This window comes from Bacillus sp. FSL W8-1141, assembly GCF_038593205.1.
Classification (GTDB): Bacteria; Bacillota; Bacilli; order Bacillales; family Bacillaceae; genus Bacillus; species Bacillus altitudinis.
In genome coordinates, this window is sequence record NZ_CP151973.1 from 699,285 (window position 1) to 721,592 (window position 22,308).

The window sequence follows — 22,308 nt, forward strand, 5'->3', positions numbered from 1 at the left end:
ACCCATTTTTTGCGGTGTCTGATTTTGTTATAATATTTAAATGGAATGAAACGAATGGAGGAACGTTTTTCATGTATGATGTTACCGAGTGGAAGCATGTCTTTAAACTCGATCCAAATAAAGAGATTTCCGATGAACAACTTGAAGCGATTTGTGAATCCGGTACGGATGCCATTTTGATTGGCGGCAGTGACAACGTGACAGAAGACAACGTGCTGCAACTGATGTCAAAGGTGCGCCGCTTTCTTGTGCCATGTGTCCTGGAAATCTCGACACATGAGATGATTGTGCCTGGCTTTGACCTGTATTTTATCCCCACTGTGTTAAACAGCGCTCATCCTGATTGGATTGTTGGTCTGCATAAGGATGCGATGAAGGAATACGGTGATTTGATGTCAATGGAAGAGATTGTGCCGGAAGGATATGTCATCTTAAACGAAGAGTGTAAAGCGGCTAAGCTGACAGAGGCAAATACGTCACTGGATATAGATGACGTAAGGGCATATGCGAGAGTGGCAGAGCACTTGATGAAACTGCCCATCTTTTACTTAGAATACAGCGGGACGCTTGGAGACATAGAGCTTGTGAAAGAAACCAAAGCAGTGCTACATGAAACGGTTCTATTTTATGGCGGCGGTATTGGAAGCAAAGAGCAGGCGAAAGACTTTGCACAGCATGCAGACGTTGTCGTAGTGGGAAACGTTATTTATGACAATTTTAAAGAAGCGTTAAAGACAGTCGACGCAGTGAAAAAGTCATCATAGTCAAACAAGACGAAACGGGTTAAAATAGAACATAAGTTCGAATTGGCGGTGAATGAAATGAATGAAATATCGAATCACTTATTAGAAGGGCTGAATGACGCGCAGAAAGAAGCGGTCAAAGCAACAGACGGGCCGCTGTTACTGATGGCAGGAGCAGGTAGTGGAAAAACACGAGTGCTCACGCATCGAATTGCGTATTTAATGGCAGAAAAGCATGTGGCGCCGTGGAATATTTTAGCGATTACCTTTACAAATAAAGCAGCAAGAGAAATGCGTGAGCGTGTACAAGCCATTTTAGGGCCTGGTGCGGATGACATTTGGATCTCTACGTTCCACAGCATGTGTGTGCGCATTTTACGACGCGATATTGACCGTATTGGTGTGAATCGCAACTTTTCTATATTAGACACATCTGATCAGCTTTCAGTCATTAAAAACATTTTAAAAGAACGAAATATCGATCCTAAAAAGTTTGATCCTCGTAGCATTTTAGGTTCAATCAGTAGTGCAAAAAACGAACTCATTGACGCAGAGGAATACGCTAAAACTGCTGGTGATTTCTATGATCAAGTGGTCAGCGACGTCTACACAGATTATCAAAAACGATTACTCAAAAACCAATCACTCGATTTTGATGATCTTATTATGATGACGATTCGTCTGTTTGAGCGGATCCCTGAAGTATTAGAACACTATCAGCGAAAATTCCAATACATTCATGTCGATGAGTATCAGGATACAAACAGAGCGCAGTACATGCTTGTGAAATTGCTCGCTCAGCGTTTTCAAAATATATGTGTGGTCGGTGACTCGGATCAGTCTATCTATCGCTGGCGTGGAGCGGATATTACAAACATTCTTTCCTTTGAAAAAGATTATCCGTCCAGTGAAGTGATTTTGCTTGAGCAAAATTACAGATCAACTAAACGTATTCTGAATGCCGCAAACACGGTCATTCAAAACAATTCAAACCGTAAGCCAAAAAACCTTTGGACAGAAAATGACGAAGGAGCGAAGATTGCCTATTACCGCGCAGATAATGAATTCGGTGAAGGTCAATTTGTCGCTGGAAAGATTCGTCAGCTCCATCAGAGCGGCAAGCGTAAATTATCTGATTTTGCGATCCTCTATCGAACGAACGCTCAGTCACGTGTCATAGAGGAAACGTTAATGAAGGCAAACATTCAATACAACATCGTCGGCGGCACGAAGTTCTATGACAGAAAAGAGATCAAGGACATTTTGGCTTACTTACGCCTTGTGTCAAATCCAGATGACGACATTAGTTTTGCGCGCATTGTCAACGTACCAAAGCGTGGAATTGGGGCGACTTCTGTTGATAAAATTGCCGCATACGCAGAAATGAATGATCTCTCTATGTTTGAAGCACTTGGTCAGGTGGATTTCATTGGACTCAGTGCAAGAGCAGCCAATGCACTTGATGAGTTCAAACAGCTCATTGACCAAATGACAAACATGCAGGATTATTTATCTGTCACTGAATTAACGGAAGAGATCCTAGAGAAAACAGGTTACCGTGAAGCGCTGAAGATTGAAAAAACGATTGAGGCACAAAGCCGTTTAGAAAATATTGACGAGTTTCTATCGGTCACTAAAAACTTTGAAGAACAAAATGAAGATAAATCACTTGTCACCTTCCTGACAGACCTCGCCCTCGTCGCAGACATTGATAAGCTGGATGAGGCTGAGGAAGAAGATCAGGATGCGGTCATTTTAATGACCCTCCACGCAGCAAAAGGACTTGAATTCCCTGTTGTGTTCTTAATGGGAATGGAAGAAGGCGTCTTCCCGCACAGCCGTTCACTAATGGAAGATGCCGAGATGGAAGAAGAGCGCCGTCTTGCTTATGTAGGGATCACACGGGCCGAAGAAGAGCTTTATTTATCAAGTGCGAAGATGAGAACGTTATTCGGCCGGACGAACATGAATATGGAATCACGATTTATCAGAGAAATACCAGCTGATTTATTGGACAACCTAAATGAGAAAAAAGAAACGAAAACACCGTTTGGCCAAACGAGAGAAAGACCGCAAAGACGAGGGCCTGTCTCACGTCCCCAAACGCAAACCATTCAAAACACAGGCGGCGGCAGCATTGGCTGGGCTGTCGGTGATAAAGCCGCTCATAAAAAATGGGGCGTTGGCACGGTTGTGAGTGTAAAAGGTAGTGGAGATAGTACAGAGCTTGATATTGCCTTCCCAAGCCCTACAGGCATTAAGCGTCTCCTTGCCGCATTTGCGCCAATCGAAAAGCAATAAACTGATAGGACTGACAAAACGGATGAAGTGAAAGGAAGAAGCAGATGGATAAAGAAGCAGCGAAACGCCGGATCGAGGAACTACACCAGATTTTGAATCAATACAACTACGAATATCACACACTGGATCGTCCAAGTGTTCCTGACGCTGAATATGATGCGCGGATGCGTGAGCTGATTTCTCTGGAGGAAGAATACCCTGATTTAAAAGCAGCGGATTCACCCTCGCAAAGAGTAGGAGGAGCTGTTTTAGACGCCTTCCAAAAAGTACGTCACGGTACTCCGATGCTCAGTCTCGGCAATGCGTTTCATGAACAGGACCTTCTTGATTTTGACCGCCGGGTTCGTCAAGCAGTCGGTGACGACGTCGCTTACAATGTCGAGCTGAAAATTGACGGACTCGCTGTTTCTCTCCGTTATGAAAATGGCGTGTTTGTCCGGGGTGCCACGCGGGGTGATGGGACAACAGGTGAGGATATTACCGAGAACCTCAAAACCATTCGTTCCATCCCGCTCAAAATCAATCGGCCTCTGTCGATTGAAGTGAGAGGCGAGGCATTTATGCCAAAACCTTCTTTTGAAGCCCTTAACGAAAAAAGATTACAAAACGAAGAAGAGCCGTTTGCGAACCCGCGTAATGCGGCTGCTGGCTCACTTCGTCAACTCGATACGAAAATTGCAGCGAAACGAAACCTTGATATCTTCGTCTACAGTATAGCGGAGCTTGATGAAATTGGTGTTGAAACGCAAAGCGCAGGACTTGATCTTCTCGATGAGCTTGGCTTTAAAACGAACAAAGAAAGACGGATGTGCCAAACCATTGAAGAAGTGATCGACCTCATTGAAACACTGAAAACAAAGCGTGCTGATTTCTCATACGAAATCGATGGCATTGTCATTAAAGTCAATTCATTGGCTCAGCAAGAAGAACTAGGCTTCACAGCAAAAAGTCCACGCTGGGCTGTTGCGTACAAATTTCCGGCCGAAGAAGTCGTGACGAAGCTGATTGATATTGAACTAAGTGTGGGGCGTACTGGCGTCATCACCCCAACAGCGATTCTTGAGCCTGTAAAAGTGGCAGGGACGACAGTGCAACGTGCATCTCTTCATAATGAAGATTTAATCAAAGAGAAGGATATCCGCCTTTTTGATCAAGTGATTGTCAAAAAAGCGGGCGATATTATCCCAGAGGTTGCAGGGGTCCTTGTTGATCAGCGAACAGGAGAAGAAAAGCCGTTTCACATGCCGACTGAATGTCCAGAGTGTCATAGTGAGCTGGTCAGAATTGAAGGAGAAGTGGCGCTGCGGTGCATCAATCCACAATGCCCCGCTCAAATACGTGAAGGACTCATTCACTTTGTGTCTCGTAATGCGATGAATATTGATGGGCTAGGCGAGCGAGTCATTACACAACTTTTCAAAGAACAGCTTGTCTCTCGTGTATCAGACCTTTATCGTTTAACTAAAGAAGAGCTGATTCAGCTAGAACGAATGGGCGAAAAATCAGTCGATAATTTACTGCGCTCGATCGAGCAATCGAAAGAAAACTCTCTTGAACGTTTATTATTTGGACTCGGTATTCGGTTTATTGGTTCTAAAGCAGCGAAGACGTTGGCCATGCACTTTGAGGATATCGATCAGTTAAAACAAGCAACGAAAGAACAATTACTTGAAGTAGATGAAATTGGTGAAAAAATGGCCGATGCAGTTGTCACGTACTTTGAGAAAGAAGAAATACTAGATCTGCTAAATGAACTAAAAGAACTTGGGGTCAATATGACCTACACAGGGCCAAAACCAGTGAAAGTAGAAGAAAGTGATTCCTACTTTGCAGGAAAAACGATTGTGCTGACGGGGAAATTAGAAGAAATGTCTCGTAATGATGCAAAGGCAGCGATCGAAGCATTAGGCGGCAAGTTAGCAGGTAGCGTAAGTAAAAAAACAGACTTAGTCATTGCCGGCGAAGCAGCTGGAAGTAAGCTGACAAAGGCAGAAGAACTCAATATTGAAATTTGGGACGAAGCCAAAATGCTCGAGGAGCTAAAGAAATAAGAGGAGTGTTTTCTATTGAAAAAGTTGCTATTGCTGCTGACAATGCTCACACTGGTATTGTCAGCGTGTGCACCTTTTGGGGGAAAGGATGAGGAAGAGGTCACACAAAAAACGGATGAAACGAAAGAAACAGCGATCATCCCAATGTACAACATCTCTGATTCCTATTACAAAATGGTGCTGCCGTTTAAACAAGGAGCGGCAAGAGGACTAACAGCAGAGCGTCTCAATACACGCTTAGACATTGATGAATTTGAAACAGGACTCATGCGCCTGGCAACAGAATCATTCAATACAAACGACTATCTGTTCCAAGAAGGACAGCATTTAGATGAAGATACTGTTCTCAGCTGGCTTGCCCGCAAAAAAACAGGCAGTGATCTGAAAAAAGCTGAAAAAGAAGACAAAGACTTTAAGAACTTAGGTTTAAACCCTGCTCTTCCAAACTCAGGTTCAACAAAGTCAAAAAATGAAAATAGTCCAATCTACTTAGCTTCCATGCTAGAACATAATTACTTAATCAGAAAAGATAAAAATAGCTTACAGCTTGGCGGGGTTGTCATCGGTCTTGCGCTTAACTCTGTCTATTATTATCGCGAAAATATCGGGGATCCTCAGCAAGAGGTGACCATCGATTCATCGAAGAATTCAAAGAAACTTTTAGCAGAGGGCGAAAAAATTGCGGAACAAGTCATTAAACGCCTTCGTCAAATGGACGGACTGCAAAAAGTCCCAGTCATGATTGCTCTTTATAAACAAGCACCAAAATCATCTATTGTTCCAGGAAACTTCATCGCTAAAACCGATGTAAAAGCAGGATCAGCTGATATTGGTAGTTGGGATACGATTAAAGAAGAGAATGTCTTCTTCCCTTCAGATAATGCCAAGAGCAGCTACAAAGATGATTCAGAGCGATTTGACCGCTTCAAGACAAAGGTAGAAGACTACTTCCCGAATTACACAGGTGTGGTAGGCAAAGGTTTCTATAAAAACGGGAACTTGCAAAAAATGAAAGTAGAAATTCCAATGCAATTCTACGGAAAAACAGAAGTCGTGGCATTTACGCAATACTTAACAGGTGAAGTCATGGATTACTATAAGAGCACCAATATAGAAATCAACATCACCTCTTCTGATCAGCAAGAAGCCCTCATCACAAAAAATGCAGAAGATAAAGAACCAACGGTCCATATATATGACTAAATAAAAACCGCCTTTTGGCGGTTTTTAGCGTGTAGACAAACCCTCGCATTCTTTGTCAGTCCTGCGTGCTGGTGCTCACGAATGTGAAATTCGCTCCGCGCCAGTACTCGTCCTTCCTAGGGCTGCAAAGGTTTTCTATCACGCTGAAAAGAAGACAAAGGGCTAAAATCAAGTTCATTTTAGCCCTTTGTCAACAATCTGAAAACCGCCTTTTGGCGGTTTTTTATTTCTAATTAGAGGAATTTTTCAACTTTTGTCAAATTATGTGAAGAAACCAAAAGGAAAGGCAGGTATGTTGATGCTCGTATAAATGCTGATTACCGTCATGTATAAGTAAAAAGACGATAAAAGGAGAATCAGCATGCATAAAGAAGTAAAAGCACGATACGATGAACAAATGGTCTTAAAGAAAGCGGCTCTACTCTATCATTTTCAGCCAGAACAAGTCACATTTCTAGCCGATGCAGAAAATTATGTGTATGAATATACGGATGAAAAAGGGTCGAGTTATATATTGAAAATTACCCATACCATTCGCCGCTCCCGCACATATATTCTAGGAGAAATGGACTGGATTCGGTATTTATCTCAACATGGAATCTCAGTAGCTAAACCGGTTTTATCCGCAAGAGGAAAAGATGTTGAAGCGATTCCCGATCAAGCAGGAGGCGCTTTTTTGCTGAGAGTGTACGAAAAGGCGCCCGGCAGAAAAGTGACCGAAGCAGATTGGAATGGACAGTTGTTTCAAGCGTTAGGAGCCTATACTGGGCGTATGCATCAAACGACTAAACAATATCAAGTGAAAGATCCTCGCTATAAGCGTCAAGAGTGGTATGAGGAGGAGCAATTAAAGCTTGAAACGTATATTCCTTCTGATCAAACGGTTGTGTTGCAGAGAAAAGATGAACTGATGCAAAAGCTTCACCAGCTCCGAATATCCAAGGATGTCTATGGACTGGTGCATGCGGATTTACATCACGGGAACTTCCATTATCATCAGGGAGAAATCATTGCATTTGATTTTGATGATTGTGGGTATCACTGGTTTATCAATGATATAAGCATTTTGCTATACAACGTTCTTTGGTATCCGGTGATTCCGTATGAGGATAAAGCTGAATTTACGGGTGAATTTATGAGCCATTTTCTCAAAGGCTATCGACAGGAGAATGAGCTTGATGACGCATGGCTGGCGACAATACCAGATTTCCTTATGCTGCGTCATATGCTTATTTATGGGCTTTTACATCAAGCATTTGATCTCCGAACACTAAGCGCTGAAGAAAGTGCCATGCTGGCGCGTTTTCGAAAGGAGATTGAGGACAAAACCCCAATTACGCCTTTTGACTTTCATCAGCTAACAACATAAATAGAAAGCCCCTTGCTGTTTCACATAGCAAGGGGCTTTTTATCCTACACCGTATCACACTTCACACCAACAACGCCTTCTAAATCTTTAATATCAAAGTACACATCGGTTGTATAGCGGTCTTTATGTACGCGAACACGTACTTCCATGATCGGATAGTCTTTTTCCTTTAAATCATCAATACGTACAGAATGAATACGAATATTGAGTGCTTTCATTTCTTTTAAAATCTCTGTCATGCGGTTTCGATCAGAAAGTGACATTCTGATGCGGATTTCTTTTTCCTGTAAGCGAATGGGTCCAATCCGCTGGAAGAGCCAAGGTAAAAATTCCACACTGACAAGAATAAAGAAAAGACTGAGGAAGGCTTCTTTATAAAAACCTGCACCTGTTGCAACCCCAAGTCCTGCTGCTCCCCAAATCATCGCAGATGTCGTAAGACCTGAGATGACATCATTGCTTTTGCGAAGAATCACACCTGCTCCAATAAAACCAACACCAGATATAATTTGCGCCGGTAACCTGAGTGGGTCCATTTGAAGCTTAGAGACTCGAGGGAAATTGTAGGCTGCATCAATGCTGATGATGGTTAATACGCAGGAGCTGACAGCAATGACAATACACGTTTTCAGCCCAAGCGGCTTTTTCTTAAGTTCGCGTTCAAGACCGATGATCAAACCGATTAAGGTGGCAACGGCTAATTTTAAGACCGTATCCCATTCAATTGTCCAAAACATGCGTATCGCTCCTTTCACTTCATGTACGTTTCACATCATGTATATGATCTTCTCACAGCCCATATGGCTGCACAACTTCTATTTTATTCAGAAACGGGAGAAAGAAAAGCATTTTATTGAAAAATAAAGAGAGTCATCCGCATAATGCAGATGACTCCTCATGTCTAGTTATTTTGTTTCTTCTTCGAGATGGTCTTCCATTTTGCTAAATAGCTTTTTAGAAGCTTTAGACGGTTTATTTGTTAAGAGGCTGACAATAATAGCAGTCAAACCACTTAAAATAAATCCAGGAACCATTTCGTACAATCCAGTCGTGTTGTTTAAGCCTGTTGAAATCCAAACGAGAACGACAACAGCCCCAACAATCATTCCGGCTAAAGCGCCATGATGATTCATTCGTTTCCAGTATAGACATAACAAGATGACTGGACCGAATGAAGATCCAAACCCAGCCCAAGCATAACCGACAAGGTCAAGAATAGTATCACTTGGGTTTAGAGAGAGACCAATGGCAACAATCGCTACGACTAGTACAGAGATACGTCCAATCATCACAAGTTCTTTGTCAGAGGCTTTTCTTCTAAAGAATGTACGGTATAAATCCTCTGTCATCGCACTTGCAGTGACAAGCAGCTGAGAAGAAATTGAACTCATAATTGCAGCTAAAATGGCAGAAAGTAAAAACCCAGTAATATATGGATGGAATAACACTTTAGAAAACACAATAAAGATAGTTTCTGGGTCTGCCAAAGTGGTGCTTGTTTCATGAACATACGCCACGCCGACTAAACCGACAGATAGTGAACCAATGACAGACACAATCATCCAGCTCATACCGATACGACGTGCTGGCTTTAAATCTTTTACAGTCGTAATCGCCATAAAGCGAACAATAATGTGCGGCTGTCCAAAGTAACCGAGTCCCCAAGCGAGGAAGGAAATAATGCCAATGACGCTCGTTCCTCTAAAAATATCAAGCAATTTAGGGTCAATCTGTTGAATATCATTGAATGTGGCAACAGGTCCACCTAATTGAGTAAAGGCAACGATCGGCACGAGCACTAATGCTAAAAACATAATAGCTCCTTGAACAAAATCAGTTAAACTAACTGCCAAAAAGCCGCCGAATAGTGTGTACAAAATCACGATACTAGAAGTTAAGATTAAACCAAACATATAATGAGCACCAAACGCTGATTCAAATAAGCGTCCGCCTGATACCATACCTGATGAGGTGTAAAGCGTAAAGAAAATCATAATGATGACAGCTGAGACAGCTTTCAATAAAGTAGATGAGTCTTTAAACCGTTTGTCAAAAAAGTCTGGAATGGTAATCGCATCATCAGCAACTTCTGTATACGATCTCAATCGTGGCGCTAGGAATAGATAGTTTAAGTAAGCCCCACTAATTAACCCAACAGCAAGCCATCCAGATGAAAGACCAGTTGTATACATAGCGCCTGGAAGCCCCATCAGCATCCACCCACTCATATCAGCTGCACCAGCAGATAGAGCCGTTACATAAGGACCTAACCCGCGTCCGCCTAACATATAATCATTCAAGTCGTTTGTTTTTCTGAATGCATACCAGCCAATGGCAAGCATTCCAATAAAATAAATAGATAGAGAAATTACAATCTCAATACTCATGTTTCCATATCACCTTTTTCGTATTAATTTGACATCACCTCAATCAAAATATACAAAGAACAGCCTATTGAACTGTCTGCTCACTGCTATGGTTACTTAACCTATCAGAGTATTCCCAAGTGATCAACCTTCTTAAACATCTTTATCTTTAAGAAAAAATGCACGGATCGGTGATAAGCGTCTATATGTATGCGTTTACAAAAATAAACTAAAGTAAAAATTTTCTGAAAAATAAAAAGGTACCTCGATGAATATTTTAGACACTGGCTGCACCACAATGACATATTAGGGGATAAAGCCTTTCTAGGCGACCTCGTAAAGTTGCTTTAGAACAGTAAAATTTGATATGATAAAGTGTATATGACTTATGATCATGACCACGAACACGTATCATTTTTGGAGGTGAACCTGCATGTCAAGAATATCAATAGAAGAAGTAAAGCATGTTGCGCATTTGGCACGGCTTGCGATTACAGAAGAAGAAGCTGAGATGTTTACAGAACAGCTTGATAGCATCATTTCATTTGCAGAGCAGTTAAACGAGGTAGATACGGAAAACGTTGAACCAACAACACACGTATTAAAAATGAAAAACGTCATGAGAGAAGATGTTCCGAATAAAGGTCTTTCCATTGAGGCAGTCATCAAAAACGCGCCTGATCATAAAGACGGCTATATTCGTGTGCCATCAATTTTGGACTAAAGGAGGCCTGAGGCATGTCACTGTTTGACCACAAAATTTCTGAATTAAAAGAGCTTTTACATAAAAAGGAACTGTCTGTTTCTGATTTAGTGGACGAGTCTTATAAACGAATCCATGAAGTAGACGGGAAAGTACAAGCATTCCTAGCGCTGGATGAAGAGAAAGCACGTGCGTACGCAAAAGAATTGGACGAGGCCGTTGGTGAAAAGGACGAGCTTGGTCTATTGTTCGGTATGCCGATCGGTGTCAAAGATAACATCGTGACGAAAGATTTACGTACAACGGCATCAAGTAAAATCTTGCAAAACTTCGATCCTATTTACGATGCAACCGTTGTGAACCGCTTAAGAGAAGCGGAAGCTGTCACAATCGGTAAATTAAACATGGACGAATTTGCGATGGGATCTTCTACGGAGAACTCAGGCTTCAAAGCAACGAAGAACCCGTGGAATTTAAATACAGTTCCAGGTGGGTCAAGTGGTGGCTCAGCAGCATCTGTTGCAGCTGGAGAAGTACCATTCTCTCTTGGATCAGATACAGGCGGCTCCATTCGCCAGCCGGCATCATTCTGTGGTGTTGTTGGTCTTAAACCAACGTATGGCCGTGTATCTAGATACGGTTTAATCGCATTTGCTTCATCATTAGATCAAATTGGGCCGATTACGCGTAATGTTGAGGACAATGCATATGTTCTTCAAGCGATTTCTGGTGTTGATCAAATGGACGCAACAAGTGCAAATGTCGATGTCCCAGATTTTCTTTCTTCATTAACTGGCGACATCAAAGGCTTGAAAATTGCTGTGCCAAAAGAATATCTTGGCGAAGGTGTTGGCGAAGAAGCAAAAGAGTCTGTTCTTAAAGCGTTGAAAGTATTAGAAGGGCTTGGTGCAACATGGGAAGAAGTGTCTCTTCCGCATTCTAAATATGCGCTTGCGACTTACTACTTGCTTTCATCTTCAGAAGCATCTGCAAACCTTGCGCGTTTTGACGGTATTCGCTATGGCTACCGTACAGACAATGCAGACAACCTGATTGATTTATATAAAAATACCCGTTCTGAAGGCTTTGGAGACGAAGTCAAACGCCGCATTATGCTTGGCACATTCGCTCTAAGCTCAGGATATTACGATGCATACTATAAAAAGGCGCAAAAAGTCCGTACGCTGATCAAAAAAGACTTTGAAGATGTTTTCGAAAAGTATGATGTCATTGTAGGACCAACAACACCAACTCCGGCATTTAACATTGGTGAAAAGACAAGCGATCCACTCACAATGTATGCAAATGATATTTTAACGATCCCTGTTAACCTTGCAGGCGTTCCAGGAATCAGTGTGCCTTGTGGATTTGCAAATGGTCTTCCGTTAGGACTACAAATCATCGGTAAACACTTTGATGAAGGAACCGTTTACCGCGTGGCTCACGCTTTCGAACAAGCAACAGATCATCATAAAGCAAAACCTGAACTGTAAGGGGTGAATCAGAATGAACTTTGAAACGGTAATTGGACTTGAAGTCCACGTAGAGCTCAAAACACAATCAAAAATTTTCTCAAGCTCACCGACGCCTTTTGGTGCGGCTGCCAATACGCAAACAAGTGTCATCGATCTTGGTTATCCTGGCGTACTGCCTGTGCTGAACAAAGAAGCGGTGAACTTTGCGATGAAAGCAGCAATGGCACTGAACTGTGAGATTGCAACTGATACAAAATTTGACCGTAAAAACTATTTCTATCCTGATAACCCAAAGGCGTATCAAATTTCTCAATTTGATAAACCGATCGGTGAAAACGGCTGGATTGAAATTGAAGTAGACGGCAAGACAAAACGAATTGGTATTACACGTCTTCATTTGGAAGAGGATGCAGGAAAACTGACGCACACAGGCGACGGTTATTCACTCGTCGATTTCAACCGTCAAGGCACACCGCTTGTTGAAATCGTATCTGAGCCAGACATTCGTACGCCAGAAGAAGCGTATGCTTACTTAGAAAAATTAAAATCTATTATTCAATATACAGGCGTCTCTGACTGTAAGATGGAAGAAGGCTCACTGCGCTGTGATGCCAACATTTCTCTTCGTCCGATCGGCCGTGAAGAGTTTGGAACGAAAACAGAGCTGAAGAACTTAAACTCATTTGCTTTCGTCCAAAAAGGTCTTGAGTTCGAAGAAAAACGCCAAGAGCAAGTATTGCTTTCTGGCGGATTGATCGAACAAGAAACTCGCCGCTATGACGAAGCGTCTAAAAAGACGATCCTCATGCGTGTCAAAGAAGGCTCTGATGATTACCGCTACTTCCCAGAACCAGATTTGGTGGAGCTGTATATTGATGACGAGTGGAAAGAACGCGTAAGAGCATCCATTCCAGAGCTTCCAGACGAGCGCCGCAAACGCTACATTGATGAACTTGGACTTCCTGCATATGACGCAATGGTACTGACGCTGACAAAAGAAATGTCTGATTTCTTTGAAGCGACTATTTCAGAAGGTGCTGAAGCGAAGCAAGCTTCAAACTGGCTCATGGGTGAAGTATCTGCCTACTTGAACTCGGCTCAAAAAGAGCTGGAAGATACGAAGCTAACGCCGCAAGGACTGGCTGGTATGATCAAGCTTATTGAAAAAGGAACGATTTCTTCTAAGATTGCCAAAAAGGTATTCAAAGAACTTATCGAAAATGGGGGCGACGCAGAAACAATCGTCAAAGAAAAAGGACTTGTCCAAATTTCTGACGAAGGTGCACTGCTCAAACTTGTCACAGAAGCTCTTGATAACAACCCGCAATCCATTGAAGACTTCAAAAATGGAAAAGACCGCGCGATTGGTTTCTTAGTCGGACAAATCATGAAAGCATCGAAGGGACAAGCAAACCCACCGATGGTCAACAAGATTCTTCTCGAAGAAATCAAAAAACGATAAATTGCAAAAACCGCCTCATGGAAGAGGCGGTTTTTTTGTTGATGGATATGACAGGGTCTTATCACAGATTCAGACCACCGCCGTATATCAATTCATTGGTTCTTTTTTTATAATGAAGCATAAGCTTTAGCACATATTCGAAGGGGATAAAGGTGAACTAAAGTGAACATCGCCACGTATTGTCATTGGAGGAATAGCTTCAATTGTTCCACAGCTCTTTGGACAGCGGAGTCCTCACACGTTTCTAAATTTGTCAGCATCCCTTGAATGACCGGCTTGCGAGGCTCAGCTTTGGCCAATTCTTCTTCAATAACTTCAATGGATACAAGGGTATCATCCGAAAGCAGATGCTCAGATTTTAACAATCGAAGCTCTTCTTGAAGAGTAGCGGCATTTGGCGCTTCATCATCCCAAATGTTTTGCTTCAGAATCGGCTTCGCATGAGAACGGAGAAGCCCATGCACCAAATCATCAAATCGGTCGAGAATAAAGGATGAGAGCTCATCACATGATAATTGCATCTGATCTTGCAAAAGCAGTACCTGCACATAAGATTGGATAATTCCTTGAATCATGACTGACAGGTCAGTTATATATGGTTCGATCTCCTGTCCATACGTGGTCAAAATAGAAATTTGGATTTCATCATTCATCTGTTTTTTAACCGTTTTGGAATACTTTTTAATTTGCTGGTTTTCCGGAATAATGTTCTCGCTGAGGATCAAAATGATAAAATCCTTGTTCTCAGCAAAGTGCTGGAACTGTTCAGCGATTTGTTTCTGAAAGATATCTCTAGGCGCAAGATGTTGATTTTCTTTTCGAATCTTTTCAATACTTTGCATAGACGTGTCGATATAATATTCAAACGCTCTGTTGAAAAGCTGTTCTTTTGATTTGAAATGCAAATAAAATGCACCTTTAGAAATTCCGCATTCATCTGCAATTTCCTGAATGGTCGTAGAAGAAAAACCTTTTTTCGCAAACAACTGAATGCTTGCTTTAATGATCTTTTCTTTTTTTTCGTTCATGAAATAAGGCCCCTTCAGCTTTAGAATGTTACGTCAAACGCAAGTGAAATGGTTGACGGCATTGTATATCACCGTTTATTATGATATAGAATGACCAGTCAGTCAATACATAAAGGAAAATGGAGGACATAATGAATTCGATCATCAATTTTGTATTAAAGAACAAGTTCGCTGTATGGCTCATGACGATTATCGTAACAGTTGCTGGTCTATATGCCGGATTGAATATGAAACAAGAATCAATCCCAAATATCAACACTCCAGTCATTACGGTTTCTACAACGTATCCTGGCGCAACGCCGGACGAAGTATCAGATAAGGTGACAGATCCAATTGAGAAGTCGATACAAAATCTCAATGGGGTGAATGTGGTCACTTCTAATTCTTTTGAAAATGCCTCATCGATTCAAATCGAGTACGATTACAATAAAGATATGGATGAAGCAAAGAAGGAAATTGAAGATGCCATTAGCAATATCAATTTCCCAGAAAATGCAGAAAAACCAAAAATCGCACGTTTTAGCATCAATGCGATTCCAATCTTAGCTCTTAGTGTCTCCGGTGATAAAGAATCATTACAAGACCTGACACAAAAAGTGGAAAATGACCTTATTCCTTCTCTTCAAGGTTTAGATGGTGTCTCTTCTGTCGAAGCTTCTGGACAACAAATCAAAGAAGTAGAATTTTCTTTTAAACAAAAGAAATTAAAGGAATATGGTTTAGATGAAGAAACTGTCCAAAACATGATCAAAGGCTCTGATGTCAATGTACCTTTAGGGTTATACACATTTGGCAACAAGCAAAAATCAGTCGTAGTGGATGGCAATATTTTAAGTGTTAAAGATTTGAAAAACATGCGAATTCCTGTTACACCAAGTGCAAGCGGCGGTGCGGGAAGCGCAGGAGCTGGAGCGCCTTCTAGCGGCTCAGGAAATGCAGGAGCTCAAGGTGCTGATCAACAGGCTGGAAGTGCAAGTCAGCAGCAGGCAGCAGCTCAGCAGCAAACTGGTGCAGGTGCAGCAAGCGGTCAATCGGTAGAGCTGCCGACGATCAAACTTTCTGAGATTGCAGATATTAAAGTCGTGAAAGATGCAGAATCGATTTCTAGAACGAACGGAAAAGACAGTATCGGTCTGCAAATTGTCAAAGGCTCTGATGCCAACACAGTGAGTGTAGCAGAAGCAGTCACAAAAGAACTTGAAACATTCAAAAAAGACAATAAAGGAATCAAAGTCAGCACGACATATGATCAAGCAGAGCCGATTAAAGAATCTGTCAGCACAATGCTGAACAAGGCGATCATCGGAGCAATCTTTGCGATCATTATCATCATGTTGTTCCTTCGAGATATCAAATCAACATTAATTTCGGTCATCTCTATTCCGTTATCCCTGTTGATTGCTGTTTTATTATTAAATCAGCTAGATATCACATTAAATATCATGACACTTGGTGCCATGACAGTCGCCATTGGACGTGTTGTCGATGACTCGATTGTCGTCATAGAAAACATCTATCGACGAATGGCGTTAAAAGATGAACCGTTAAAAGGCAAAGCACTCGTTAGAGAAGCCACAAAAGAAATGTTTATTCCGATTATGTCTTCGACGATTGTCACAATTGCGGTATTCTTGCCATTAGCGCTAGTGGGTGGAATGATCGGTGAACTATTCATCCCATTTGCATTAACCATTGTGTTTGCTCTAATGGCTTCACTACTTGTCGCCATTACAATCGTTCCAATGATGGCTCATAGCCTATTTAAAAAGAACCTGTACGGCAAAGCGAAAAAGGTAAAAGAACACAAACCAAGCAAACTTGCTGGTGGTTATAGACGTGTACTCAATTGGACATTGAACCATAAATGGATCACGTCAGGAATTGCGATTTTGATGCTGATCGGAAGCTTATTCCTCGCACCACTTGTCGGTGTCAGCTTCTTACCACAGGAAGCAGAAAAAACGGCAATGGTGACATACACGCCAGAGCCTGGACAAACAAGAGAACAAGCCATTGCTGAAACGAAAAAGGCAGAAGATTACTTAATGAAACGTGATCATGTCAATACGGTTCAATATTCATTAGGCTCTTCAAATGCGCTGACAGCAAGTGTTGGTGGAAACTCTAACGGTGCATTATTCTTCGTACAATACGACGAGGACACACCGAACTTTGATAAAGAAAAAGATCGTGTGGTTAAAGCCCTTCAAGACAAAACGTCTAAAGGGGAATGGAAATCACAAGACTTCTCATCTGCTGGCGCAAGCAATACAGTGACGTACTATGTGTACGGTGACAAAGCAAGTGATATTGAAGGCACAGTCAAAGATGTCGAGAACATTTTAAAAGATGAGAAGAACTTGAAAAACGTCAGCACAAGCTTATCTGAGAAATATGACGAATATACGTTTAATGCAGATCAAGAAAAACTGGCGAAACTAGGCTTGACCGCTTCACAAATCGCACAGGCGATCGCTCCTCAAAGTAATGAAACAACGTTGACGAAAGTAACAGAGGACGGCAAAGAACTAGATGTGAAGCTTCAAACGGAAAAAGATGAATACAAGAGTAAAAAAGATCTAGAGAATAAAAAGATCACAACACCAACAGGACAACAAGTCCGAATTGGCGATGTGGTGAAAGTGAAAGATGGCACAACAGCAAACACTGTGACAAAGCGTGATGGGAAGATTTACGCTGAAGTATCTGGTGACATGACAACAGACGACGTATCAAGTGTGACTCAAGATGTCCAGAAGAAAGTTGACAAGCTTGATTTAAAATCTGGCGTTACGATTGATACAGGCGGTGTAAGTGCGGATATTGAGGAATCCTTTACACAGCTAGGACTCGCAATGCTTGCAGCGATTGCTATTGTATACCTCGTTCTCGTCATTACATTTGGCGGAGGTCTTGCACCATTTGCGATTCTGTTCTCACTTCCATTTACGATTATTGGTGCACTCGTTGGATTGTTTGTAGCGAAAGAAACCATCAGTTTAAATGCCATGATTGGATTGCTGATGCTGATCGGAATCGTTGTAACAAATGCCATTGTCTTGATTGACCGAGTGATTCATAAAGAAAAAGAAGGACTTTCAACAAGAGAAGCCTTACTTGAAGCAGGTACAACAAGATTACGCCCAATCTTAATGACGGCACTTGCGACAATTGGTGCATTGCTGCCACTCGCATTAGGTTTTGAAGGCGGAAGTCAGATCGTATCAAAAGGACTTGGCGTCACCGTTATTGGCGGTTTAACAAGTTCTACACTTCTCACATTGGTCATCGTGCCAATCGTGTATGAAATCTTAAGTAAGTTTAGACGTAAGAAAAAGTACGCTGAAGAAGAGTAAGAGGAAGCCCCGCTCATGAGCGGGGCTTCAGCGTGTAGACAAACCCTCGCATTCTTTGCCAGTCCTGCGTGCCGGTGCTCACGAATGTCAAATTCGCTCCGCGCCGGTACTCGTCCTTCCTAGAATGCAAAGGTTTTCTATCACGCTGAAAAGAAGACACAGGGCTAAAATCAAGTTCATTTTAGCCCTGTGTCAACAATTTGAGCCCCGCTTATTAGCGGGGCTTTTTTATGATGAAATCTGACAAACCGCTTTTCTCATAAGCTCTTCAAAGGCCTCGAAAAAGGCATCTCGATCAACGTGGTCAATGACTTGAATCGATTTTCCATCTGGATGTTCTTCGGTACGTCCTTGTCTTGGCGATTCGGTATAAACAATTGCATTCATTTCTTTTGAACGGGTAAATGAGGTGGATGCAAGAGTGATCGTGGTCAGCACATCCCATAAGTAGTAAGTCGAGTTCGTTTCGTGATGAATGAGAGGCGGACAAAAGGCATAACATTGTCCAATAAAGTCAATCCCGATGTGAGAGCGAAGGGAAGCCCATCGTTGACGGACATCGAGTGTGAGCGGGACTTGATTCGTGCTTTCCAGTGCGACCATTTCAATTGGAAAACGCTCTTGAAATACGGTGCTCACAGCATAAGGGTCCCAAAAAGCATTCCATTCTGCTGTTCCATCATGCTCGGGTTCTTCTACATTGCCTTTTTCAAGGAATGTGCCGCCCATCCATACCAGTTTCTCAATTTTATTTGAGATGGAAGGATCTTCTTCTAAGGCGCGTGCAAGGTCTGTGAGCGGTCCTGTAAAGAGCAGCGTAACAGGTTCGGTTGACTTTTTCACCGTTTCAATCAGGTGAAGATGTGCAGGAAGCTTAGATACTTTTGTATCAATAGCGCCTTTTTCATTTAAAATCGGCAGGGCATCTACATAAAAAGCATGCATGCGCCATTCCTTTGGAAATGGATTCACACCTCTAGAATTGGAAGCGGCTACTTCAATCTCATATGGGCTAAATCGATCAATAATTTTCTGAGAGGCGCTCAGCGCAGGCTCTAAATAACAATCAGCAGGAATCACAGACATCCCGATCACTTTCAGGTGTTCCATTTGAAGAAGTAGAAATAAGGACACGAGATCATCAACACCGCCGTCATGGTTGAAATAGACAGGCTTTTTCATGGCATACCATCCTTTTCATCGTTTTCTTTTATCTTATCAGAATGCTGATCTGCTGAGGGAAACGTACCGTGAGATTTCAAATATTAGGGGGTTGTTCTGTTGCCATTTTCAAATCTCATAGTATAATTAAAGGTTGTTAGTGGTGAAAATAGATTGCATAATGATAATAGGATGATGATGAATGAAACGTGCTCGAATTATATACAATCCGACATCTGGACGTGAACTCTTTAAGAAGAATTTACCGCAGGTTTTGCAAAAATTTGAACAGGCTGGCTATGAAACATCTTGTCATGCGACGACATGTGCAGGAGATGCAACACAAGCAGCCGAAAAAGCCGCACAGAGAGATTTTGATTTAATTGTAGCAGCTGGTGGAGACGGCACGATTAATGAAGTCGTCAATGGATTAGCACCGCTTGAAAAAAGACCAAAATTAGGAATCATTCCAGTTGGAACGACCAATGACTTCGCTAGAGCACTTGGCATTCCAAGAGAAGATATTTTAAAAGCGACAGATGCCATCATTGATGGTGTAGCAAAGCCGCTTGATATTGGTAAAGTGAATGGACAGTATTTCATTAATATTGCGGGAGGCGGCCGATTAACAGAGCTGACCTATGAAGTGCCTAGTAAGCTGAAAACCATGCTAGGACAACTTGCGTATTATTTGAAAGGCATGGAGATGCTACCATCCATTCGCCCGACAGAAGTCGAAATTGAATATGACGGCAAATTGTTTCATGGAGAAATCATGCTGTTTCTTGTTTCACTAACAAACTCAGTAGGCGGCTTTGAAAAGCTGGCACCAGATTCCATTCTAGATGACGGGATGTTTGACCTGATCATTCTAAAGAAGGTCAATCTAGCAGAAGCCATTCGAGTGGTCAGTCTTGCACTTCGAGGCGAGCATATTCATGATAACAATGTCATCTACGCAAAAGCGAATCGCGTGAAGGTAGATGTAAAAGATAAAATGCAATTGAATTTAGATGGTGAATACGGCGGCATGCTGCCAGGTGAATTTGAAAATCTGTATCGCCATATTGAATTTATTGTGCCAAAAGCAACAGCTGAAAAAATAGGGTGAAGACTAAACTTGGTTCCTTATGGCGACCAAGTTTTTCTTTGCAAATGAGGTGATAAAATTGGTGAAAATGAAACCGCCTGTTGAAAAGAATGAATACTACAATGTAACCTTCGAAGATTTAACGCACGAAGGTGCAGGAGTAGCGAAAATTGAGGGTTTCCCTGTGTTTGTACCGAATGCCCTTCCTGACGAACAAGGGAAAATCAAAGTCACACGTGTCAAAAAAGGATTTGCTTTTGGACGACTCATGGAGCTGACAAAGGAAAGTCAGCACAGGCAAGATGCGCCATGTCCCATTTACAAGCAGTGCGGCGGCTGTCAAATCCAGCACATGAGCTATGAAGGTCAGCTGCAATTTAAACAGAAACAAGTAAAGGACGTATTGGAGCGGATCGGCAAGCTTGATATGAGCCGTGTAAAAGTTCATCCTGTACTCGGCATGGAAGACCCTTGGAACTACCGAAACAAAGCACAAGTACCAGTTGGCGAACGGGAAGGCGGACTTGTTGCTGGATTTTATCAGCAGCGTACCCATGAAATCATTGATATGGAAAAATGCTTGATCCAGCAATCAGAAAATGACGAAGTGGTACAGGCAGTAAAAGACATCTGCAATGCGTTTGGCATCAAAGCATATAACGAAGAACGTCATAAAGGCTGGCTTCGCCATGTCATGGTTCGTTACGGTATTGCAACAGGTGAAATGATGGTTGTGTTTGTCACAAGAACGGCTGATTTTCCGCAAAAGCAGCAGGTGATTGAACAGATTATAGCACGCTTCCCACACGTTCGGTCAATTGTGCAAAACGTGAATTCAAAGAAGACAAATGTCATTTTCGGAGACGAAACGACCGTTTTATGGGGAGAAGAATACATTTATGACACGATTGGCGACATCAAATTTGCTATTTCAGCCCGCTCGTTTTATCAAGTAAACCCAGCTCAAACAAAGGTGCTTTATGACAAAGCGCTGGAATATGCCGAGCTGCAAGGAGAAGAAACCGTGATCGATGCGTATTGCGGAATCGGTACAATTTCCTTATTTCTCGCACAAAAAGCAGGCAGAGTATATGGCGTGGAAATTGTGCCAGAAGCGATTGAAGATGCAAGACGCAACGCTGACTTAAACGGAATCAACAATGTTGAATTCGCAGTCGGCGAAGCAGAAACTGTTATCCCAAACTGGTACCAAGAAGGCATCAAAGCAGATACGTTAGTTGTTGATCCGCCAAGAAAAGGCTGTGATGAAGCACTGCTTGATACGATTTTAAAGATGAAACCAAACCGTGTTGTGTATGTGTCCTGTAATCCTGGGACGCTAGCTCGTGATTTGCGTATTCTTGAAGATGGTGGGTATGTGACGGAGGAAGTGCAGCCTGTGGATATGTTTCCGCATACGAGTCATGTTGAGGTGACAGTGAAACTTGTTTTAAAAGGTACAGTAGATTAAGCTGAACTTAATTAAGAGGAAAGAGAGGGGGAAAGGTTATAGTGTATCTACTCTTTTCGCCCTCGAATACCTCTATCTTGTTTATGAGCCTTTGAAGTACTTTTTTCTCATCTTATAAAGTTCGGAGGCACTAAAAAATTTCGTTGTTTCCTCTCTATGATGGACTAATCTTCCAGTATAAGCAGGATTATTAAGGATACCTTTAATTGTGTTTTTGAGCCATTATTTGCTTGAATTAATTGCTCCTGCTGCTGTTCTAGGAGTTGGTACTCTCCTTTCCATTAATTCATTAGTAATTTTGAACATTCCCCAACCTTCATAGAAATTAAAGACGAAATATCTTTTTGGTTACAGGAGAAGTTACCTCATTAGGCTCTAGTTTTCGAGTATAGGGGTTCACTTTGTATACGTAAGGAGGGATAGAGGCTTTATGTCTCCCTTTTTTGGCACTCCCCTGTAAACCTAGTTTTATTCTCCGTGATAGTTTAACTGCTTCTTCTTTAGCAACACTGCTTTTAACTCGAATGAC

Annotated in this window: 15 protein-coding genes; 11 read left to right on the top strand and 4 right to left on the bottom strand. The window is 42.0% G+C overall.

Annotation, left to right across the window (positions count from 1 at the left end; translation table 11 throughout):
• The first annotated feature begins 71 nt into the window (after nucleotides 1-71).
• The 5 genes from NSQ52_RS03510 to NSQ52_RS03530 all read left to right on the top strand — a co-directional run bounded on the left by NSQ52_RS03510 (nucleotide 72) and on the right by NSQ52_RS03530 (nucleotide 7,667).
• On the top strand, nucleotides 72-764 hold the full coding sequence (locus NSQ52_RS03510) for a heptaprenylglyceryl phosphate synthase (protein WP_268431699.1): 693 nt from the start codon (nucleotides 72-74) through the stop codon (nucleotides 762-764).
• 57 nt (nucleotides 765-821) lie between these two features.
• Entirely contained in the window at nucleotides 822-3,044 is a 2,223-nt protein-coding gene (gene pcrA / locus NSQ52_RS03515; protein ID WP_138278189.1) for a DNA helicase PcrA, read from the top strand.
• 44 nt (nucleotides 3,045-3,088) lie between these two features.
• Complete coding sequence (gene ligA, locus NSQ52_RS03520; protein WP_007496867.1) at nucleotides 3,089-5,095, top strand: NAD-dependent DNA ligase LigA; 2,007 nt, start codon at nucleotides 3,089-3,091, stop codon at nucleotides 5,093-5,095.
• A 42-nt stretch (nucleotides 5,096-5,137) separates the two neighbouring features.
• On the top strand, nucleotides 5,138-6,298 hold the full coding sequence (locus tag NSQ52_RS03525; RefSeq protein ID WP_223255677.1) for a CamS family sex pheromone protein: 1,161 nt from the start codon (nucleotides 5,138-5,140) through the stop codon (nucleotides 6,296-6,298).
• Nucleotides 6,299-6,659: 361 nt separating this feature from the next.
• Nucleotides 6,660-7,667: a phosphotransferase gene (locus NSQ52_RS03530; RefSeq protein WP_256689069.1), complete on the top strand. Its 1,008-nt coding sequence runs from the start codon at nucleotides 6,660-6,662 to the stop codon at nucleotides 7,665-7,667.
• A gap of 44 nt (nucleotides 7,668-7,711) precedes the next feature.
• Here the strand turns inward: NSQ52_RS03530 and NSQ52_RS03535 are convergent, their stop codons facing one another.
• The gene (locus tag NSQ52_RS03535; protein WP_169476135.1) at nucleotides 7,712-8,410 is read right to left on the bottom strand and encodes an MgtC/SapB family protein; all 699 of its coding nucleotides are present in this window, start codon (nucleotides 8,408-8,410) and stop codon (nucleotides 7,712-7,714) included.
• 162 nt (nucleotides 8,411-8,572) lie between these two features.
• A complete protein-coding gene (gene putP / locus NSQ52_RS03540; RefSeq protein WP_039168534.1) occupies nucleotides 8,573-10,054 on the bottom strand; it encodes a sodium/proline symporter PutP in 1,482 nt (493 codons plus the stop codon).
• A gap of 412 nt (nucleotides 10,055-10,466) precedes the next feature.
• Between putP and gatC the strand changes: the two genes are divergently transcribed.
• From gatC to gatB, 3 genes are read left to right on the top strand one after another with little or no spacing between them, the layout of a single operon-like run.
• Nucleotides 10,467-10,757 (top strand): Asp-tRNA(Asn)/Glu-tRNA(Gln) amidotransferase subunit GatC, encoded by a 291-nt coding sequence (gene gatC / locus NSQ52_RS03545; RefSeq protein WP_003213898.1) that lies wholly within the window; start codon nucleotides 10,467-10,469, stop codon nucleotides 10,755-10,757.
• A 14-nt stretch (nucleotides 10,758-10,771) separates the two neighbouring features.
• Nucleotides 10,772-12,229 carry an Asp-tRNA(Asn)/Glu-tRNA(Gln) amidotransferase subunit GatA gene (gene gatA / locus NSQ52_RS03550; protein ID WP_017359799.1) on the top strand — a complete coding sequence of 486 codons (1,458 nt, stop codon included), beginning with the start codon at nucleotides 10,772-10,774 and terminating at the stop codon, nucleotides 12,227-12,229.
• A gap of 13 nt (nucleotides 12,230-12,242) precedes the next feature.
• Nucleotides 12,243-13,673 (top strand): Asp-tRNA(Asn)/Glu-tRNA(Gln) amidotransferase subunit GatB, encoded by a 1,431-nt coding sequence (gatB, locus tag NSQ52_RS03555; RefSeq protein WP_007496855.1) that lies wholly within the window; start codon nucleotides 12,243-12,245, stop codon nucleotides 13,671-13,673.
• Between the two features lie 182 nt (nucleotides 13,674-13,855).
• Here the strand turns inward: gatB and NSQ52_RS03560 are convergent, their stop codons facing one another.
• On the bottom strand, nucleotides 13,856-14,701 hold the full coding sequence (locus NSQ52_RS03560) for a TetR/AcrR family transcriptional regulator (RefSeq protein ID WP_039168537.1): 846 nt from the start codon (nucleotides 14,699-14,701) through the stop codon (nucleotides 13,856-13,858).
• Between the two features lie 131 nt (nucleotides 14,702-14,832).
• Between NSQ52_RS03560 and NSQ52_RS03565 the strand changes: the two genes are divergently transcribed.
• Nucleotides 14,833-18,057, top strand: a complete 3,225-nt coding sequence (locus NSQ52_RS03565) for an efflux RND transporter permease subunit (protein WP_047946801.1) — start codon at nucleotides 14,833-14,835, stop codon at nucleotides 18,055-18,057.
• A 228-nt stretch (nucleotides 18,058-18,285) separates the two neighbouring features.
• On the opposite strand, the gene NSQ52_RS03570 is transcribed toward NSQ52_RS03565, so the two are convergent.
• Nucleotides 18,286-19,239 (bottom strand): nucleoside hydrolase, encoded by a 954-nt coding sequence (locus NSQ52_RS03570; RefSeq protein ID WP_135009857.1) that lies wholly within the window; start codon nucleotides 19,237-19,239, stop codon nucleotides 18,286-18,288.
• Between the two features lie 181 nt (nucleotides 19,240-19,420).
• Between NSQ52_RS03570 and NSQ52_RS03575 the strand changes: the two genes are divergently transcribed.
• Nucleotides 19,421-20,329 (top strand): diacylglycerol kinase, encoded by a 909-nt coding sequence (locus NSQ52_RS03575; protein WP_007496845.1) that lies wholly within the window; start codon nucleotides 19,421-19,423, stop codon nucleotides 20,327-20,329.
• A gap of 61 nt (nucleotides 20,330-20,390) precedes the next feature.
• Complete coding sequence (rlmD, locus tag NSQ52_RS03580) at nucleotides 20,391-21,779, top strand: 23S rRNA (uracil(1939)-C(5))-methyltransferase RlmD (RefSeq protein ID WP_342473925.1); 1,389 nt, start codon at nucleotides 20,391-20,393, stop codon at nucleotides 21,777-21,779.
• Nucleotides 21,780-22,308: the final 529 nt, after the last annotated feature.

Coding starts and splice junctions, on each gene's coding strand:
- NSQ52_RS03575 (WP_007496845.1), top strand. CDS start 19,421: ATGAAACGTGCTCGAATTATATACAATCCGACATCTGGACGTGAACTC.
- ligA (WP_007496867.1), top strand. CDS start 3,089: ATGGATAAAGAAGCAGCGAAACGCCGGATCGAGGAACTACACCAGATT.
- NSQ52_RS03570 (WP_135009857.1), bottom strand. CDS start 19,239: ATGAAAAAGCCTGTCTATTTCAACCATGACGGCGGTGTTGATGATCTC.
- NSQ52_RS03530 (WP_256689069.1), top strand. CDS start 6,660: ATGCATAAAGAAGTAAAAGCACGATACGATGAACAAATGGTCTTAAAG.
- putP (WP_039168534.1), bottom strand. CDS start 10,054: ATGAGTATTGAGATTGTAATTTCTCTATCTATTTATTTTATTGGAATG.
- gatB (WP_007496855.1), top strand. CDS start 12,243: ATGAACTTTGAAACGGTAATTGGACTTGAAGTCCACGTAGAGCTCAAA.
- NSQ52_RS03510 (WP_268431699.1), top strand. CDS start 72: ATGTATGATGTTACCGAGTGGAAGCATGTCTTTAAACTCGATCCAAAT.
- pcrA (WP_138278189.1), top strand. CDS start 822: ATGAATGAAATATCGAATCACTTATTAGAAGGGCTGAATGACGCGCAG.
- NSQ52_RS03560 (WP_039168537.1), bottom strand. CDS start 14,701: ATGAACGAAAAAAAAGAAAAGATCATTAAAGCAAGCATTCAGTTGTTT.
- gatC (WP_003213898.1), top strand. CDS start 10,467: ATGTCAAGAATATCAATAGAAGAAGTAAAGCATGTTGCGCATTTGGCA.
- gatA (WP_017359799.1), top strand. CDS start 10,772: ATGTCACTGTTTGACCACAAAATTTCTGAATTAAAAGAGCTTTTACAT.
- NSQ52_RS03565 (WP_047946801.1), top strand. CDS start 14,833: ATGAATTCGATCATCAATTTTGTATTAAAGAACAAGTTCGCTGTATGG.
- NSQ52_RS03525 (WP_223255677.1), top strand. CDS start 5,138: ATGCTCACACTGGTATTGTCAGCGTGTGCACCTTTTGGGGGAAAGGAT.